The sequence below is a fragment of the Pseudomonas sp. NPDC090752 genome (assembly GCF_055584805.1).
This window is the reverse complement of record NZ_JBVJLI010000003.1, coordinates 294070-310199: the sequence shown is the minus strand read 5'-3', so window position 1 is coordinate 310199 and position 16130 is coordinate 294070. Positions and strand designations below refer to the sequence as shown.

Sequence of the window (16130 nt, the reverse complement as noted above, 5' to 3'; positions counted from 1 at the left end):
GCGGGAAAAATGGAAGCGCGCCATTATACTCATCCACGGCGCGCCGCTCAATGCAAAATAAGGGCCTTCGGTCAGCGTTCTGGCAGTTTTACCTGCACCACCGCCACTGGCTGGTCCAGCCAGTCGGCGAAGCTGTCGAGAAAGGCCTGGGTGAACCCGGCCTCGCCCCAGTTGTTGAAGATGAACCCCAGGTTGGAAAAGGCACATGGCTGCAGGTAAATGAAGCCATTGATGTCGTCCTCATGGCCGCACAGTGGGCAGGTGAAGTTATCACTCACCCCCGGCATCCATTCTTCCAGGCTTTCGAACAAGGGCTCACCCACTTCGCGGCGGCACTCGGGGCAACCGGCTTCTTCGAGGAAACCATCATGGGGGGTATAAATGCAGCGCTTGAGCACCACTTCCAAGCCGTTGATCGACTCGCCGAATGGCAGCGTTTCAGGGTGCAGGGCGACCTTGCGTGCGCCTTCGGCCAGGGCATAGCCCATGCGGTTGCCGGTGCGCCCGCAGGTGGTCAGTTGCTCCTCGACCACTTTTTCGCGCACCAGCCAGCGCAGGATGGCCCGGGCACGGGCCTCGTGAACTGGCACGGTGGAGAGTTTCGGGACGATGATGCTCTGGGTGTTCATGGATCGGACGGGCCTGGCAACTGCGTTAATGGGCTGATTCTACCGCAAATCTCCCAACACGGACTTGGCGCCCCCCACCCACCCCCTTATGATGCCCCCATGATCAAAGACCCCTTCGAACGACTCGGCCTGGACCGCGAGGTCCTCACCGTCAGCCAGCTCAACGGCCGCGCCCGGGTGCTGCTGGAAGACGTATTCCGCAGCGTCTGGGTGGAAGGCGAAATCTCCAACCTTGCCCGCCCGGCCTCCGGCCACCTGTACTTCACCCTCAAGGACAGCGGCGCCCAGGTGCGTTGCGCGCTGTTCCGGCAGAACGCCACGCGCGTGCGCCAGGCCCTGCGTGACGGCCTGGCGGTGCGGGTGCGCGGCAAGGTATCGCTGTTCGAAGGTCGCGGCGACTATCAGCTGATCCTCGATACCGTCGAGCCGGCCGGTGACGGCGCCCTGCGCCTGGCCTTCGACGCCCTGAAGGAAAAGCTCGGCGCCGAAGGCCTGTTCAGTGCCGAACGCAAGCGGCCGCTGCCCGCCCACCCGCGACGCATAGGCATCATCACCTCGCCCACCGGTGCGGTGATCCGCGACATCATCAGCGTGTTCCGCCGCCGCGCGCCGCAGGTCGAGCTGAACCTGATCCCCACCGCCGTGCAGGGCCGCGAGGCCATCAAGCAGATCGTCCGCGCCCTGCAACTGGCCGACAGCCGCGGCTTCGATGCGCTGATCCTGGCCCGCGGCGGCGGCTCGCTGGAAGATTTGTGGTGTTTCAACGAAGAAGCCGTGGCCCGAGCCGTGGCCGCCTGCGTCACGCCCATCGTCAGCGCCGTGGGCCATGAGACCGACGTGTCGATCAGCGACTTCGTCGCCGACGTGCGCGCCCCCACGCCATCGGCCGCCGCCGAACTGCTGGCCCCCGACAACAGCGGCCTGCAGCAGCGCCTCGAAGGCCTGCAACGGCGCCTGCTGCTGCGCATGCAGAATCGCTTGACCCACGACCGCTTGCGGCTGGATTCGCTGACCCGGCGCCTGCGCCACCCGGGCGAACGCCTGCGCCAGCAGGCCCAACGCCTTGACGACCTGGACATGCGCCTGCGCCGGGCCTTCACGCTCTCCCTCAACCAGCGCCGCGAGCGCCTGGCTCGCCTGGACACGCGCCTGGCCGCGCAGCATCCGGGGCGTGCACTGAAACTGCTCGGCCAACGCCTGGACAGCCTCGCCGAACGCCTGCCAAAGGCCATGCGCGATGTGCTCAAGGACCGCCGCCAACGCTTCCAGGCCCAGCTGCAGACCTTGCAGGTGGTCAGCCCGCTGGCGACCCTGGCGCGCGGCTACAGCATCCTCCTCGACGAGCATGGCCAGGCCATCCGCAGCGCCGAGCAGACCCGCAACGGCCAGCGTCTGACTGCGCGCCTCAACGAAGGCGAGCTGCAGGTGCGGGTCGAGGACAATCACCTGACCCCGGTCACCCTTTCCCTACTGGACTGACACATGCCCCGCCTGTTCGCGCCCCTGCTTGCCCTTTCCCTGATGCTGCTGGCCGGCGCCGCTCAGGCCAGCTACATCACCCGCACCCTGAACAAACCGGTGCCCGGCGGCGTCGCCGTGGTCGATCTTGGCCCTGCGGCCACGGCACCGAGCGCACGCTTCGATGGCAAGCCGGTGCTGGTGGTCAAGGAGCAGGACAACTGGCTGGCCATTGTCGGCATCCCGTTGACGCAAAAACCTGGCACTGCGGTGCTGACCGAGGGTGCTCGCAGCCTGCCGTTCAACGTGGGCAGCAAGAAATACCCGGAGCAACGGATCACCCTGAAGAACAAACGCCAGGTCAACCCAGACCCGGCCGACCTCAAGCGCATCGACCGCGAGCTGGCCGAACAGATAAAGGCCTACCGCAGCTTCAGCCCGAACCTGCCGAGCAACCTGGTGCTCGACAAGCCGGTCAGCGGCCCGCTGTCGAGCAAGTTCGGCGTGCGCCGCTTCTTCAACGGCGAAGAACGCAACCCGCATGCGGGGCTGGACTTCGCGGTGCCTGCGGGCACACCGATCAAGACCCCAGCCAACGGCAAGGTGATCCTGGTCGGCGATTACTTTTTCAATGGCCGCACCGTGTTCGTCGACCACGGCCAGGGGTTCATCAGCATGTTTTGCCACATGTCGAAGATCGACGTGAATGTGGGGCAGCAGCTGCGCCGTGGCGAGGTGGTCGGGCGAGTGGGATCGACCGGGCGCGCGACCGGCCCGCACATGCACTGGAACGTCAGTCTCAATGATGCACGCGTGGACCCGGCAATCTTTATCGGCGCGTTCCAGCCTTAGAATTGGTGCGCGCTCTTCGCGGGCAAGCCCGCTCCCACAGGGGTCTGCAGCGCTGCCGACCTTGTGGGAGCGGGCTTTCCCGCGAAGAGGCCGGCACATTCATCATCAATTCCCTTGTCTTGCGCCTTCAAAAAAATCAGCGCAAAAACCTCGAAACCTTGAAAGATTAAGCGCTACAAAATCTCGCAATCTGGCTTTTTTTAAGCATTTATCTCAATTTTTTTCGAACGCTTGCCATCCCTGACACCACTGGTTAGGGTTGAGGCATGAAAACCTTCAGCACCCTCATCCTGCTCCGACAACATCGCAGCCTCTGCCTGGTCAGCGCTCGACTACCAGGCTGAATCGCGTCGCCTCGCCCTTTCATCTTGTTACAGCTCGGCAGGCCCGATCTCGGCCGCACACAAAAGGATTGCTTCCATGACCATGCTCAAAGACCCATCGAAGAAGTACCGCGCTTTCCCGACCATCGACCTGCCTGACCGTACCTGGCCGTCGAAGACCATCACCGAAGCGCCAATCTGGTGCAGCTCGGACCTGCGTGATGGCAATCAGTCGCTGATCGAGCCGATGGACTCGGAGAAGAAGCTGCGTTTCTGGAAGACCCTGGTGCAGGTCGGTGTGAAGGAGATCGAAGCCTCGTTCCCGTCCGCCTCGCAGACCGATTTCGACTTCGTGCGCAGCCTGATCGAAGACGGCCACATCCCGGACGATACCACCATCCAGGTGCTTACCCAGGCCCGTGAAGACCTGATCGCGCGCACCTTCGAATCGCTGCGCGGCGCCAAGAAGGCCATCGTCCACCTGTACAACGCCACCTGCCCGTCGTTCCGCCGCATCGTCTTCAACCAGGACAAGCAAGGCGTGAAGGACATCGCGGTAAACGCGGCCAAGCTGTTCGTCAAATACGCCGCCCAGCAGCCGGAAACCCAGTGGACCTTCCAGTACTCGCCGGAGACCTTCAGCGCCACCGAGCTTGAGTTCGCCAAGGAAGTCTGCGACGCGGTGATCGAAGTGTGGAACCCGACGCCTGAGCACAAGGTCATCCTCAACCTGCCGGCTACCGTGGAAGTCGCCACACCGAACATCTACGCCGACCAGATCGAGTGGTTCTGCCGCAACGTCAGCCGCCGTGACAGCGTGATCATCAGCCTGCACTGCCACAACGACCGTGGCACCGGCATCGCCGCCACCGAGCTGGGCCTGATGGCCGGCGCCGACCGCGCCGAAGGCTGCCTGTTCGGCAACGGCGAGCGTACCGGCAACGTCGACCTGGTGACCCTGGCGCTGAACCTCTACACCCAGGGCATCGACCCAGGGCTGGACTTCTCCGACATCGACGGCGTGCGCAAGGTCGTCGAAGAGTGCAACCAGCTGCCGGTGCACCCGCGTCACCCGTACGTCGGTGACCTGGTCCACACTGCATTCTCAGGCTCGCACCAGGACGCCATCCGCAAGGGCTTCGCCAAGCAGCAGGAAGGCGAATTGTGGGAAGTACCGTACCTGCCGATCGACCCGGCCGACATCGGCCGCAGCTATGAGGCGGTGATCCGCGTCAACAGCCAGTCGGGTAAAGGCGGCATCACTTACTTGCTCGAACAGGAATACGGCATCAGCCTGCCGCGCCGCATGCAGATCGAGTTCAGCCAGGTGGTACAGGGTGAAACCGACCGCCTCGGCCTGGAAATGACTGCCCAGCAGATCTACAGCCTGCTGCACAAGGAATACCTCCAGGCCAACAGCCCTTATGCCCTGGTCAGCCACCGCCTGCAGGAAGAGAACGGCCACAGCGCCGTGGAAGTGGAAGTCGCCGGTGAAGGCGAAACCACCCTGCACTGGCGCGGCAAGGGCAATGGTGCCCTGGAAGCCCTGGTGGCCGGCTTGCCGATCGCCGTGGAGATCATGGACTACAACGAGCATGCCATCGGTGCCGGCACCAACGCCAAGGCGGCGGCCTACATCGAGCTGCGTGTGGCGGGTGGCCGCCCGGTACATGGTGTGGGTATCGACGAGAACATCACTACGGCCAGCTTCAAGGCACTGTTCAGCGCGCTGAATCGCTCGCTGAGCCTGCAAGAGGCGAAGGCGGCCTAAGCTGTGATTTGATGGTAAGAAGCCCGCATCCATGATGCGGGCTTTTTTGTTGCCTGTGCCGGCCTCTTCGCGGGCAAGCCCGCTCCCACAGGTACTTCACAAGACCTGACATCTGTGCTGAACCTGTGGGAGCGGGCTTGCCCGCGAAGAGGCAGCTCCCACAGGTACTTCACAAGACCTGACATCTGTGCTGAACCTGTGGGAGCGGGCTTGCCCGCGAAGAGGCAGCTCCCACAGGTACTTCACAAGACCTGACATCTGTGCTGAACCTGTGGGAGCGGGCTTGCCCGCGAACAGGCCGGAACAAGCAGCACAAAAATTACAGACAAAAAAAGGGGCGCCGACCAAGCGCCCCATAAGCCGTAAAACACACAACACATTCAGTTTCAGTCCAGCAGCGCCATCGCCTCGGCGCTACACGCCTCGATCCGCGCCCAATCGCCGTTCTTGATCCAGCTGCTGTCGAGCATCCAGGTCCCGCCGACGCACATCACATTGGGCAGGGCCATGTAGTTACGCACGTTGGCCGGGTTGACTCCGCCCGTCGGGCAGAAGCGGATATCACCAAATGGGCCGCCAAAGGCCTTGATCGCCGCCACCCCGCCGCTGATTTCTGCGGGGAACAGCTTGAATCGACGGTAACCCAGGGCATAGCCCATCATGATTTCCGAAGGCGTGCTGATGCCCGGCAGCAGCGGGATATCGCTGTCTACGCCGGCTTCGAGAAGGTCCTGGGTAATGCCCGGCGTTACTACAAACTGCGCGCCTGCGGCCTCGACCGCTGCATACATGCCGCGGTCGAGCACGGTACCGGCACCGACGCACAGCTCCGGGCGCTGCTCACGCAGCACCTGGATGGCCTTGAGGCCATGCTGCGAGCGCAAGGTCACTTCCAGCGTGCGGATGCCGCCAGCGGCCAGGGCGTCGGCCAGGGGCAGGATGTCTTCCTCACGGGCGATGGTGATCACCGGCAGGATGCGCGCCGCACGGCAGATGGCATCGATGCGGTCGGCTTTCTCGGCCATCGACAGCAGAGGCTGTGGGCGTTCAAGGGTGGTCATGACAGTGGATCCTTTGCTCATGGGCACCAGTAGATGCTCAAGGGGTCGTGAAGAAAGGCGCGAATCGGCATTTCGTTAAGGTCGTTGCCCGCCAACGCGGCGCGCAGGGTAGCGAGCTTGCCCGGGCCCTGCACCGACAGCGCGATGAAGGCGGCGCTGGCCAGCAGCGAACGGGTTAGCGACAGGCGCTGGTGCGGCACACTCGGGGCCAGCATCGGCAGGCAGCGGCGCTTGGTGTTCAGGTCGAGGCCTTCGGCCAGGTTGGGGCTGTTGGGAAACAGCGACGCGGTGTGACCGTCGTCGCCCATGCCCAGCACCAGCACATCGATGGCCGGCAACTCGGCCAAGGCCTGATCGGCCTGTGCCGCGGCCGCGTCGAGGTTTTCCGCCTGCTGATACAGGCTGACAAAGCGCGCCTTGGCAGCCGCACCCTGGAACAGGTGGCGGGCTAGCAAGCCGGCGTTGCTGTCGGCGTGTTCCACCGGCACCCAGCGCTCGTCGGCCAGGCTCACGGTCACCTTCGACCAGTCCAGCGCCTCGGTTGCCAGCTTCTCGAGAAACGGCACCGGGCTGCGGCCACCGGACAGCACCAGGCAGGCCTGCCCTTTCGCGGCAATGGCTGCGCGCAAGCGGCCGGCCACATCGGCGGCCAGCGTTGCTGAGAGCGCTGTGGCATCCGTCAGCGCATGCGCTGTAACGCTCTTCGGCAATTGAAGTTCAGATATCGCCATACCAGGCCCTCCCATCACGTGTAATCAGTGCAATCGAACTCATCGGCCCCCATGACCCGGCCGCATAGGGCTTGGGCGCGTCCCCGGCGCTCTGCCAGCCAGCGATCAGCTGGTCGCACCACTTCCAGGCGTATTCGATTTCATCCTTGCGCACGAACAGGTTCTGGTTGCCGCGCATCACTTCGAGCAGCAAGCGTTCGTAGGCATCCGGAATGCGCGCGGTGCGCCAGGTGTCGGAAAAATTCAGCTGCAATGGGCCGCTGCGCAGCTGCATGCCTTTGTCCAGGCCCTGCTCCTTGGTCATCACCCGCAGCGAAATACCCTCGCTCGGTTGCAGGCGGATGATCAGCTTGTTACCGACCTGCAGGCGCTGTTCCGGGGCGAAGATGTAGTGCGGGGTTTCCTTGAAATGGATGACGATCTGCGACAATTTTTGCGGCATGCGTTTGCCGGTGCGCAGATAGAACGGCACCCCCGACCAGCGCCAGTTGCGAATGTCGGCGCGCAGGGCGACGAAGGTTTCGGTGTCGCTCTGGGCGTTGGCATTGTCTTCTTCCAGATAACCGGGCACCGGCTTGCCATCGCTGTAGCCGGCGATGTACTGGCCGCGCACCACGCGGGTACTCAAGCCCTCGCCAGTGATCGGTGCGAGGGCCTTGAGCACCTTGACCTTCTCGTCGCGGATGCTGTCGGCGGACAGCTCGCTGGGCGGATCCATGGCGATCAGGCACAGCAGCTGCAGCAAGTGGTTCTGGATCATGTCGCGCAGCTGGCCAGCCTTGTCGAAATAGCCCCAGCGGCCTTCGATGCCAACCTTCTCGGCGACGGTGATTTCCACATGGGAGATCGAATTCTGGTTCCACTGGGTTTCGAACAGGCTATTGGCGAAACGCAGCGCGATCAGGTTTTGCACCGTCTCCTTGCCCAGGTAGTGGTCGATGCGATAAACGCGGCTTTCCGGGAAGAAGCGCGCCACGGCATCGTTGACCCGGCGCGACGATTCCAGGTCGTGGCCGATGGGCTTTTCCAGCACAACCCTCGTGCGTGAGGCCAGGCCAGCCAGGTCGAGGTTTTCGCAGATCGCGCCGTACACCGCTGCTGCGGTGGCGAAATAGGCAATCAACGGCAGCTCGGCAGGCGCTTGCTCGGCCAGGGCCTGATAGCCCTCAGGCTGCAGGAAGTCCAGGTGCTGATAGCTAAGGCGCCCGAGAAAACGCCCCAGCGCCGCAGGCTCCAAATCCTCCTCGGCCACGTGCTTGCGCAGATGGGCCTCGATGCTTTGCAGGTGCTCTTGCGGGCTGCCAGGCTCGCGGGCCAGCGCCAACAGGCGAGTGTCCGCGTGCAACAAATTGGCGCGGTCGAGCTGGTAGAGCGCAGGAAACAGCTTGCGCAGTGCCAGGTCGCCAAGGGCGCCAAACAGGGCAAAGGTGCAAGGTTCGACACTGATCGCTGCCATGATGTTGGTTCTTTCCTAAAGTTGGTCTAGGAATACCGCTTTCACTTACGGTTTTCAAGGAATAATGTAGTAAAAACCACAACATTACATACAAGTGTTACAGACAAGTGGTGCGCCACCCGTACCGCCAGTACGATAGACGACCGTGCAAAAAGCCTGCTGCTGCGCCAGCCGGCTGTCTTCCCGACCCAAGGACACACCCATGGACCGCGTGCGAAACCTCCTGGAGCAGATCCAGGGACGCCTCGACGAGCTGAACAAGGCCGAACGCAAAGTCGCCGAAGTCATTCTGCTCAACCCGCAACAAGCTACCCGCTTCAGCATTGCCGCGCTGGCCCAGGCGGCCAAGGTCAGCGAGCCGACCGTCAACCGCTTCTGCCGCTCGTTCGGTGTCAGTGGCTACCCCGAGCTCAAGCTGCAACTGGCACAGAGCCTGGCCAGCGGCGCCGCCTATGTCAGCCGTGCGGTGGAAGCCGACGATGACCCGGCGGCCTACACCCAGAAAATCTTTGCCAGCGCCATCGCCTCGCTTGACAGTGCCTGCCAGCAGCTCGACCCGCAGCAGGTCAGCCGCGCCGTGGACATGATGATCCAGGCCCGGCAGATCCACTTCTTCGGCCTCGGCGCCTCGGCCCCAGTGGCCCTGGACGCTCAGCACAAGTTCTTCCGCTTCAACCTGGCCGTGTCGGCCCATGCCGATGTGCTGATGCAGCGCATGCTGGCCTCGGTGGCGCACACCGGCGACCTGTTCGTGATCATTTCCTACACCGGGCGCACCCGCGAACTGGTCGAAGTGGCGCGCGTGGCCCGCGAAAACGGCGCCTCGGTACTCGGCCTGACCGCTGCCGGTTCGCCACTGGCCCAGGCCTGCAGCTTGAGCCTGCACATTCCGCTGCCCGAAGACACCGACATCTACATGCCGATGACCTCGCGGATCATCCAGCTGACCGTGCTCGACGTGCTGGCCACCGGCATGACCCTGCGCCGTGGCGTGGACTTCCAGCCGCACCTGCGCAAGATCAAGGAAAGCCTCAATGCCAGCCGCTACCCGGTCGAGGACGACGAACTCAGCTGAGCCTATGCGCCTGCAGCCGCAGGTGGGCGCGCTGCCCCGGCGCCAGGCTCAGGCCCTCGCCGCTGCCGCTGGCCGCCTCGACACAAACGAAGCCCTGGCTCTCGCGCCCGCTCACGCCCATCAGCGGCCGGCTGCCGGGGTGCCAGACCACGGTGTCGTCGCTGTCACCGGTGTCGATGCACAGCTCCCGCTGCCAGGCCGGATCCTGCAACTGCACCCGAGGCGTACCCGGGTAGACCTTCTGGCAACCGCCCTTGAGCTTCAAGGCGCCCTCTTCGCGGCAGGCCTGTCGGTTCAGGCGGTCGTAACCCTCGATATCTTCAAGCCCGGACAGCGCTATCTCGGAAACGTTACTGATACGCCAATAGGCCAGCAGTGCATGGCTCAGCTGGCACGGTTCGCTGTCCTGGTGCTCGGTGCTCAGGCTCAGCTCCATGCGGCTACCGAGCCGGGCATGCAGGTCGACCTGCCAGTCGCACAGGTCGAGGCGCCATTTCAGGCTCACACCTTCTTCGTCTTCGCGGCTGTCGACCAGCTTCCAGTCCAGCAGGCGCGCCCAACCATGCGCCGGCCACAAGTCCTCACTGGGGTGACGGCCATACCACGGCCAACACACCGGCACGCCACCCCGAATTGCACCCACCTGCGGCCACTGTTCGGCACACCACAGCCAGGGCCGTTCGCCGGCCGGCTGGAAGTGCAGCAACTGGGCGCCCTGGCGGCTGAATACCGCCTGGCAGCGGGGATGATCGATGATCAGCACATCGCGCTGCTGGTAACGCTCCCACTCGAATGTCGGCCTGGGCCTCTGTGCGGAAAAGAAGCGATGTAGCGGATGTTCAGGCATGGTTCCAAGCTCTTGTTGTTTGAGATAGCGCTGTCTCGGCCTATCCCCGACAACCACTGCAAGCCAGTGGGTGCCGGGAGCCAAAATTGGATTGGCGTAAATTTACAACAATTGGCCTCAGAATGACGACTGAATCTTCAAGCCAGCGACCAGCGCGTTGTCCACCTCATCCACCCCACCGGGGCTCTTGATGTACTGAAGGTTCGGCCGCACGGTCAGCCAGTTGGTGACGTGGAAGCCGTAGTACAGCTCGGCGTTGTACTCGGTACGCTGCAGTGGCACGAAGCCCGGGTTGTCGTAATCGTCGATGCCGCTTTGGGCATTGAGCAGCTCAGCGCGCTTCTTCACGTCGTCGTTGACGTGGATACGGGCCACGCCGAAACCGATGTCATCCTTGGGCCGAGCATCGAATGCGCCCTTGTACACCAGGCCGACCTGTTGGTAGTTGTCGACCACGTTGGTGGCCTTGTCATGCACGGTAAAGTTGGCGAACAGGCTGAGGCCGCGGCTGACGTCGCCGCCGTGGGCCGTGACCTGCTGCTGCGCCACCACCCACCAGCCATGCTTGCTCGAATGCGACTTGAAGGCTGCACCCGTCAAGCCTTGTGGATTGCCGTTGACATCGTCGTACACATCATCGGCCTTGGCCGTGCTGTAGTAGTACCCCAGGCGGTATTCGCCCGGCAGGCCGTTGACTTGCGGTGACCACACCGCTTCCACCGGGATGATCGCGCCCTTGGTGCCGCTGCCGCTGAGCTTGAAGCCGTTACCGGTTTCCAGGTTCGATGGATTCTGCTCGAAAGCCCCGACCTGGACGAAGAATTCCGGCGTGATGTTGTACTTGACCCGCAGCGCCCATTGGCTGACCGGCCAGTTGTACCAGATGCCGCCGACCCAGTTGCCCACCTGCGAGCCGCAAAAGGCCAGGTTCTGGAAATCGCACGGGAAGCTGTTGAAGTCCTCGCCCTCGCCGAAGCGGCCGAATTTTACATCCAGGGCTCCGTCGAAATACTTCTGCTTGACCCACATCTGGGTCAGCCGCCAGGTCTGGCCACGGCCCCAGACTTCCTGCACCGAACTGAACTGGCCGGCTCGCGGGTCGCTGATACGGTCGTTGGACAGATTGCGACCGCTGCGCTCGGTGATCGCCAGTTTGAACTCGGCATCCTGCCAGCCGAAAATCTTCTGCAGGTCCAGGTGCGCGCCAAGGGCGAACTGGTCGCTGTAGCGCGCAGTCTTGTCGTCGTTGTAGCCGCCATTGAGGTTGCCGGCCACCTCGCCCACGTAGTCGAGGGTGAAGTCATAACCTTTTTCCAGCAGCTCGGTGCGGATGCCACCCCAGTCGCCGGTCATCCATTTCGACTCGCTGGAAAAGGCCTCGGCGGCCTGAACCCCACTGCTACCGACTAAGGCAAGCAGGGCCAGTGAGCCCAAGGTCTTGATGCGATTGCGCTGTTCCATCCCTTTGCGTCCTCTTTTTTCTTATTGATGGTGTAGACGATTCAACGGCCCTTGAGCCGGGTGACGTTGTCCTTCACTGAAGCGTTGGCAATGTTCAGGTCCAGGCGTTCGCCGCTGGCGGCGTCGAACAGCAGCACCCGCGCCGGGTCGAATTGCAGGTTCAGGCTGTCGCCGACCCGGCACGCCACGTCCGGCGCCAGGCGGCAGCACACCTTGGTCTGGTTGAGGGTGACGAACACCAGCAAGTCCGGCCCGGTCGGCTCGGTCACCTGAACCTCGGCGCGAATGCCTGGCAGACCATTGCCCTCCCCTGTGCCCAGGGTGATTTGCTCGGGGCGGATGCCGAGGATGATCTCGCGCCCGTCCAGTTCGTCACTGGCCACCCCCAACGGCAACTCGCAACGCGCCTGGCCGCTGTCGAGCAGGGCCAGCAGGCGACCGTCCTGCTTGGCTAGGCGCACGGGAATGAAGTTCATCGGCGGCGAGCCGATAAAGCTGGCGACAAACTGATTAGCCGGGTCGTTGTAGATCTGCTGCGGGGCGCCGAACTGCTGGATGATGCCGTCCTTCATCACGGCCACCTTGTCGCCCAGGGTCATGGCCTCGATCTGATCGTGGGTGACATATACCGTGGTGGTCTTCAGGCGCTGGTGCATCAGTTTCATTTCGGTGCGCATCTCGACCCGCAGCTTGGCGTCGAGGTTGGAAAGCGGCTCGTCGAACAGGTAGATCTTCGGCCGCCGCGCCAATGCCCGGCCCATCGCCACGCGCTGCTGCTGGCCACCGGACAACTGCGCCGGCTTGCGCGCCAGCAGGTGCTCGATCTGCAGCAGCTTGGCTACCCGCGTGACTTCCTCTTCAATGGCCGCCTGCGGCATCTTGCGAATCTTCAGGCCGAACTCGATGTTCTCGCGCACCGTCATGGTCGGGTACAACGCGTAGGACTGGAACACCATGGCGATGTCGCGATCCTTGGGGCTCATGCCGCTGACGTCCTGGTCGTCGATCAGGATCGCCCCGCCGGTGATGTTTTCAAGGCCGGCAATGCAGTTCATCAAGGTCGATTTGCCACAGCCCGAAGGGCCGACCAGGATCAGGAACTCGCCGTCCCTGATCGACAGCTGGATGTCCTTGAGGGTGTCTGGCAGGCCGCTGCCGTAGGTCTTGTTCACATTGCGAATTTCAAGCGTTGCCATGACTCACCCCTTGACGGCGCCGGCACTGAGGCCGCGGACGAAATACTTGCCTGCCACCACATAGACCAGCAGGGTTGGCAGGCCGGCGATCATCGCCGCCGCCATGTCGACGTTGTATTCCTTGGCCCCGGTGCTGGTGTTGACCAGATTGTTCAGGGCCACGGTAATCGGTTGCGAGTCGCCGCTGGAAAACACCACGCCGAACAGAAAATCGTTCCAGATCTGGGTGAACTGCCAGATCAGGCAGACCATGATGATCGGCGTCGACATCGGCAGGATGATGCGGCGGAAGATGGTGAAGAACCCGGCCCCGTCCAGGCGCGCGGCCTTGACCAGCGCATCGGGGATGCTCACGTAGAAGTTGCGGAAGAACAGCGTGGTGAAGGCCAGGCCGTAGACCACGTGCACCAGCACCAGGCCGCTGGTGGTGCTGGCCAGGCCGAGCTTACCGAGGGTGAACGAGGCCGGCAGCAGCACGGTCTGGAACGGCAGGAAGCAGCCGAACAGCAGCAGGCCGAAGAACAGCTGCGAACCCCGGAAGCGCCACATCGACAGCACATAGCCGTTGAGCGCACCGATGGCAGTGGAGATCAGCACCGCCGGCACGGTGATCATGATCGAGTTCCAGAAGTAACCGTTCACGGTGCCCCAGGCCTTTACCCAGCCAATGCCGCTGACCACGGTCGGCCAGCTCAGCAGGTTGCCGCTGCTGATGTCTTCGGGGGTCTTGAAGCTGGTCAGCAGCATCACCACCAGCGGCACCAGGTACAGCAACACGGCCAGCAGCAGCACGGCGTGGATGGCGATGCGGCTTAGGCTCAACGCCGGTTTGTCGGCAGGGCTATGCATGGCGTTTACTCCGCAGCTCCGAGTACAGGTAAGGCACGAGGATCGCCAGGATCGCCCCGAGCATGAGAATGGCGCTGGCCGAGCCCATGCCCATCTGGCCGCGGCTGAAGGTGAACGAGTACATGAACATCGCCGGCAGGTCGGACGAGTACCCCGGGCCACCGGCGGTCATCGCCGCCACCAGGTCGAAACTCTTGATGGCGATGTGCGAAAGGATCATCAGCGAGCTGAAGAACACTGGGCGCAGGCTGGGCAGCACCACGGTCCAGTAGATACGCGGCAGGCTGGCGCCATCCATTTGCGCGGCGCGGATGATCGACTGGTCGACGCCGCGCAGGCCGGCGAGGAACATTGCCATGATAAAGCCCGAGGCCTGCCACACGGCGGCGATCACCAGGCAATACACCACCCGGTCGGGGTCGATCAGCCAGTCCAGGCGAAAGCCTTCCCAGCCCCAGTCGCGCAGCAGTTTGTCGAGGCCCATGCCAGGGTTGAGCAGCCACTTCCAGGCGGTGCCGGTGACGATCATCGACAGTGCCATGGGGTACAGGTAGATGGTGCGGATGAAGCCTTCGCGGCGGATGCGCTGGTCGAGCAATACCGCGAGGAACACGCCGATGGCCAGGCTGATGGCGATGAACAAGCCGCCGAACACCAGCAGGTTCTTGCTGGCGACCCACCAGCGGTCGTTGTCGAACAGCCGGGCGTATTGCGCCAGGCCCGCCCACTTGTAGGTCGGCAGGAAGGTCGAGGTGGTGAAGGAGAGGACGAAGGTCCATAGGATGTAGCCGTAGAAGCCTACCAGGACGATGAACATGCTCGGCGCCAGCACCAGTTTGGGTAGCCAGCGCTGTAGAGCGTCCATGGGTGAGGCCCGCAGTTGGGCGGTTGTCGTGATCATGGCGTGAATCCTGAGGTATGGGCGGTGCTGCGCACCGCTTCGCGGGCAAGCCCGCTCCCACAAGGGCCCTGCTCACCACAGGTTCTGGGCATGGCACCAGGCCTGTAGGAGCGGGCTTGTCCCGCGAAGGGGCCTACTTGGCCGACTTGACCGCCGCCGCCAGCTTTTTCGCGGCATCGGCAGGATCGGCCTTGGGGTCGTTGATGAAGTTGGTCACCACATCGAAGAAGGCGCCCTGCACGGCCAGCGTGGTGGCCATGTTGTGCGCCATGCTCGGCTGCAGGCCCCCGGTCTTGGCGTCGGCCATGAAGTCTTTGGCGGAAGCCTGGGCGCAGGCGTCGAAGCCATAGCTATTCATGTCGGCGAGCATGTCGTTGCGCACCGGGATCGAACCCTTGTTGGTGCTGAAAACTTTCTGGAAGTCCTGGCCGAGTACCTTTCTGGCGATGTCCTGCTGGCCAGCGGCAGTGCCCGCGTCCTTCTGCTTGAACACCACCAGCGAGTCGATGTTGTACAGAAAGGCTTTTTCGGTACCTGGGAACGGTACGCACTGGTAATCCTTGCCTGCGGTCTTCTTGGCCAGGGTCCATTCGCTTTTGGCCCAGTCGCCCATGATCTGCATGCCGGCCTTGCCGTTGATGACCTTGGCCGCTTCCAGGTTCCAGTCCTGGCCCTTGCCGTCCGGGTCCATGTAAGTGGCGACCTTTTTAAGCTCGGTCAGCGACTTGACCATCTCGGGGCCAGTCAGCGCTTTCTCGTCCAGATCGACCAACGCCTTCTTGTACCCGTCAACACCCATCACCGACAGCACCACGCTTTCAAATACAGTGCTGTCCTGCCACGGCTGGCCGCCATGTGCGAGAGCGATGAAACCTGCGGCCTTGAGCTTGTCGGCAGCGGCGTAGAATTCGTCGAGGGTGATCGGCGCCTTGTCGATGCCGGCCTTCTTGAACACTTCGGGGTTGATCCACAGCCAGTTGATACGGTGGATGTTCACCGGCACGGCCACGTAGTCGCCTTCGTATTTCACGGTGTCGGCGACTTTCTTGTCGAGCAGCGTGTCCCATTTCTCTTCTTTGGCAACGTTCTTGAGCACATCGGTATCGAGCAAGCCTGTAGAAGCCCAGTCCTGGATGTCCGGCCCTTTGATCTGGGCAACGCCTGGAGGATTCCCGGCAACGGCGCGGCTCTTGAGCACGGTCATGGCCGTGGCGCCACCGCCACCCGCTACGGCGCCGTCCTTCCAGGTGAAGCCGTCTTTCTCCACCTGGGCCTTGAGCACGTCAACAGCCGCTTTTTCGCCACCGGACGTCCACCAGTGCACCACCTCGACACTGCCTTTGGAGTCGGCGGCGAAGGCACTGAGCGGGAACAGGGAGGCGAGAGAGATCGCGGCAGCGAGGCGGAGGGTCGAATTCATCGGAATACCTTTCTTGTTGTTATGCCGGGCAAGTCGGTCGCTTGCATTGCATGGAGTCTAATCAGAGTGCCCGCTGCGCCAGGTAACGAAGCGATGCGTG

General features: G+C 63.1%; 14 protein-coding genes. 4 read left to right on the top strand and 10 right to left on the bottom strand.

Features of this window, described 5'->3' with window-relative positions:
- Nucleotides 1-71: 71 nt before the first annotated feature.
- Nucleotides 72-629, bottom strand: coding sequence for a sugar ABC transporter ATPase (locus tag ACZ6YA_RS06610; RefSeq protein ID WP_465896338.1), 558 nt, complete (start codon nt 627-629; stop codon nt 72-74).
- A gap of 99 nt (nt 630-728) precedes the next feature.
- Between ACZ6YA_RS06610 and xseA the strand changes: the two genes are divergently transcribed.
- The 3 genes from xseA to leuA all read left to right on the top strand — a co-directional run bounded on the left by xseA (nt 729) and on the right by leuA (nt 5033).
- Nucleotides 729-2108, top strand: coding sequence for an exodeoxyribonuclease VII large subunit (xseA, locus tag ACZ6YA_RS06605; protein ID WP_465896337.1), 1380 nt, complete (start codon nt 729-731; stop codon nt 2106-2108).
- A 3-nt stretch (nt 2109-2111) separates the two neighbouring features.
- On the top strand, nt 2112-2939 hold the full coding sequence (locus ACZ6YA_RS06600) for a peptidoglycan DD-metalloendopeptidase family protein (RefSeq protein ID WP_465896336.1): 828 nt from the start codon (nt 2112-2114) through the stop codon (nt 2937-2939).
- Between the two features lie 420 nt (nt 2940-3359).
- Entirely contained in the window at nt 3360-5033 is a 1674-nt protein-coding gene (gene leuA, locus ACZ6YA_RS06595; RefSeq protein ID WP_465896335.1) for a 2-isopropylmalate synthase, read from the top strand.
- Nucleotides 5034-5419: 386 nt separating this feature from the next.
- Here the strand turns inward: leuA and ACZ6YA_RS06590 are convergent, their stop codons facing one another.
- From ACZ6YA_RS06590 to zwf, 3 genes are read right to left on the bottom strand one after another with little or no spacing between them, the layout of a single operon-like run.
- Entirely contained in the window at nt 5420-6094 is a 675-nt protein-coding gene (locus ACZ6YA_RS06590) for a bifunctional 4-hydroxy-2-oxoglutarate aldolase/2-dehydro-3-deoxy-phosphogluconate aldolase (protein ID WP_465896334.1), read from the bottom strand.
- A 17-nt stretch (nt 6095-6111) separates the two neighbouring features.
- On the bottom strand, nt 6112-6825 hold the full coding sequence (gene pgl / locus ACZ6YA_RS06585) for a 6-phosphogluconolactonase (protein WP_465896333.1): 714 nt from the start codon (nt 6823-6825) through the stop codon (nt 6112-6114).
- Nucleotides 6812-8281 (bottom strand): glucose-6-phosphate dehydrogenase, encoded by a 1470-nt coding sequence (gene zwf / locus ACZ6YA_RS06580; RefSeq protein ID WP_465896332.1) that lies wholly within the window; start codon nt 8279-8281, stop codon nt 6812-6814. Before zwf ends, pgl begins: the two co-directional genes overlap by 14 nt.
- Before the next feature lie 211 nt (nt 8282-8492).
- Between zwf and hexR the strand changes: the two genes are divergently transcribed.
- Nucleotides 8493-9356 (top strand): DNA-binding transcriptional regulator HexR, encoded by an 864-nt coding sequence (hexR, locus tag ACZ6YA_RS06575; protein ID WP_465896456.1) that lies wholly within the window; start codon nt 8493-8495, stop codon nt 9354-9356.
- Here hexR and ACZ6YA_RS06570 read toward each other — a convergent pair.
- From ACZ6YA_RS06570 to ACZ6YA_RS06545, 6 genes are all read right to left on the bottom strand, one after another.
- Nucleotides 9349-10203: a D-hexose-6-phosphate mutarotase gene (locus ACZ6YA_RS06570; protein ID WP_465896331.1), complete on the bottom strand. Its 855-nt coding sequence runs from the start codon at nt 10201-10203 to the stop codon at nt 9349-9351. The genes hexR and ACZ6YA_RS06570 overlap by 8 nt on opposite strands.
- A gap of 117 nt (nt 10204-10320) precedes the next feature.
- On the bottom strand, nt 10321-11664 hold the full coding sequence (locus tag ACZ6YA_RS06565; protein ID WP_465896330.1) for a carbohydrate porin: 1344 nt from the start codon (nt 11662-11664) through the stop codon (nt 10321-10323).
- 41 nt (nt 11665-11705) lie between these two features.
- Nucleotides 11706-12860: an ABC transporter ATP-binding protein gene (locus tag ACZ6YA_RS06560; RefSeq protein ID WP_465896329.1), complete on the bottom strand. Its 1155-nt coding sequence runs from the start codon at nt 12858-12860 to the stop codon at nt 11706-11708.
- Between the two features lie 3 nt (nt 12861-12863).
- Nucleotides 12864-13709: a carbohydrate ABC transporter permease gene (locus ACZ6YA_RS06555; RefSeq protein WP_465896328.1), complete on the bottom strand. Its 846-nt coding sequence runs from the start codon at nt 13707-13709 to the stop codon at nt 12864-12866.
- On the bottom strand, nt 13702-14610 hold the full coding sequence (locus ACZ6YA_RS06550; RefSeq protein ID WP_465896327.1) for a carbohydrate ABC transporter permease: 909 nt from the start codon (nt 14608-14610) through the stop codon (nt 13702-13704). Before ACZ6YA_RS06550 ends, ACZ6YA_RS06555 begins: the two co-directional genes overlap by 8 nt.
- Nucleotides 14611-14743: 133 nt before the next feature.
- Nucleotides 14744-16030 carry an ABC transporter substrate-binding protein gene (locus ACZ6YA_RS06545; RefSeq protein WP_465896326.1) on the bottom strand — a complete coding sequence of 429 codons (1287 nt, stop codon included), beginning with the start codon at nt 16028-16030 and terminating at the stop codon, nt 14744-14746.
- Nucleotides 16031-16130: the final 100 nt, after the last annotated feature.

What these genes read in the sequence shown, in the direction of transcription:
- leuA (WP_465896335.1), top strand. Translation starts at nt 3,360, where the DNA reads ATGACCATGCTCAAAGACCCATCGAAGAAGTACCGCGCTTTCCCGACC.
- ACZ6YA_RS06565 (WP_465896330.1), bottom strand. Translation starts at nt 11,664, where the DNA reads ATGGAACAGCGCAATCGCATCAAGACCTTGGGCTCACTGGCCCTGCTT.
- ACZ6YA_RS06555 (WP_465896328.1), bottom strand. Translation starts at nt 13,709, where the DNA reads ATGCATAGCCCTGCCGACAAACCGGCGTTGAGCCTAAGCCGCATCGCC.
- ACZ6YA_RS06550 (WP_465896327.1), bottom strand. Translation starts at nt 14,610, where the DNA reads ATGATCACGACAACCGCCCAACTGCGGGCCTCACCCATGGACGCTCTA.
- xseA (WP_465896337.1), top strand. Translation starts at nt 729, where the DNA reads ATGATCAAAGACCCCTTCGAACGACTCGGCCTGGACCGCGAGGTCCTC.
- ACZ6YA_RS06570 (WP_465896331.1), bottom strand. Translation starts at nt 10,203, where the DNA reads ATGCCTGAACATCCGCTACATCGCTTCTTTTCCGCACAGAGGCCCAGG.
- ACZ6YA_RS06560 (WP_465896329.1), bottom strand. Translation starts at nt 12,860, where the DNA reads ATGGCAACGCTTGAAATTCGCAATGTGAACAAGACCTACGGCAGCGGC.
- ACZ6YA_RS06545 (WP_465896326.1), bottom strand. Translation starts at nt 16,030, where the DNA reads ATGAATTCGACCCTCCGCCTCGCTGCCGCGATCTCTCTCGCCTCCCTG.
- zwf (WP_465896332.1), bottom strand. Translation starts at nt 8,281, where the DNA reads ATGGCAGCGATCAGTGTCGAACCTTGCACCTTTGCCCTGTTTGGCGCC.
- ACZ6YA_RS06610 (WP_465896338.1), bottom strand. Translation starts at nt 629, where the DNA reads ATGAACACCCAGAGCATCATCGTCCCGAAACTCTCCACCGTGCCAGTT.
- ACZ6YA_RS06590 (WP_465896334.1), bottom strand. Translation starts at nt 6,094, where the DNA reads ATGACCACCCTTGAACGCCCACAGCCTCTGCTGTCGATGGCCGAGAAA.
- pgl (WP_465896333.1), bottom strand. Translation starts at nt 6,825, where the DNA reads ATGGCGATATCTGAACTTCAATTGCCGAAGAGCGTTACAGCGCATGCG.
- ACZ6YA_RS06600 (WP_465896336.1), top strand. Translation starts at nt 2,112, where the DNA reads ATGCCCCGCCTGTTCGCGCCCCTGCTTGCCCTTTCCCTGATGCTGCTG.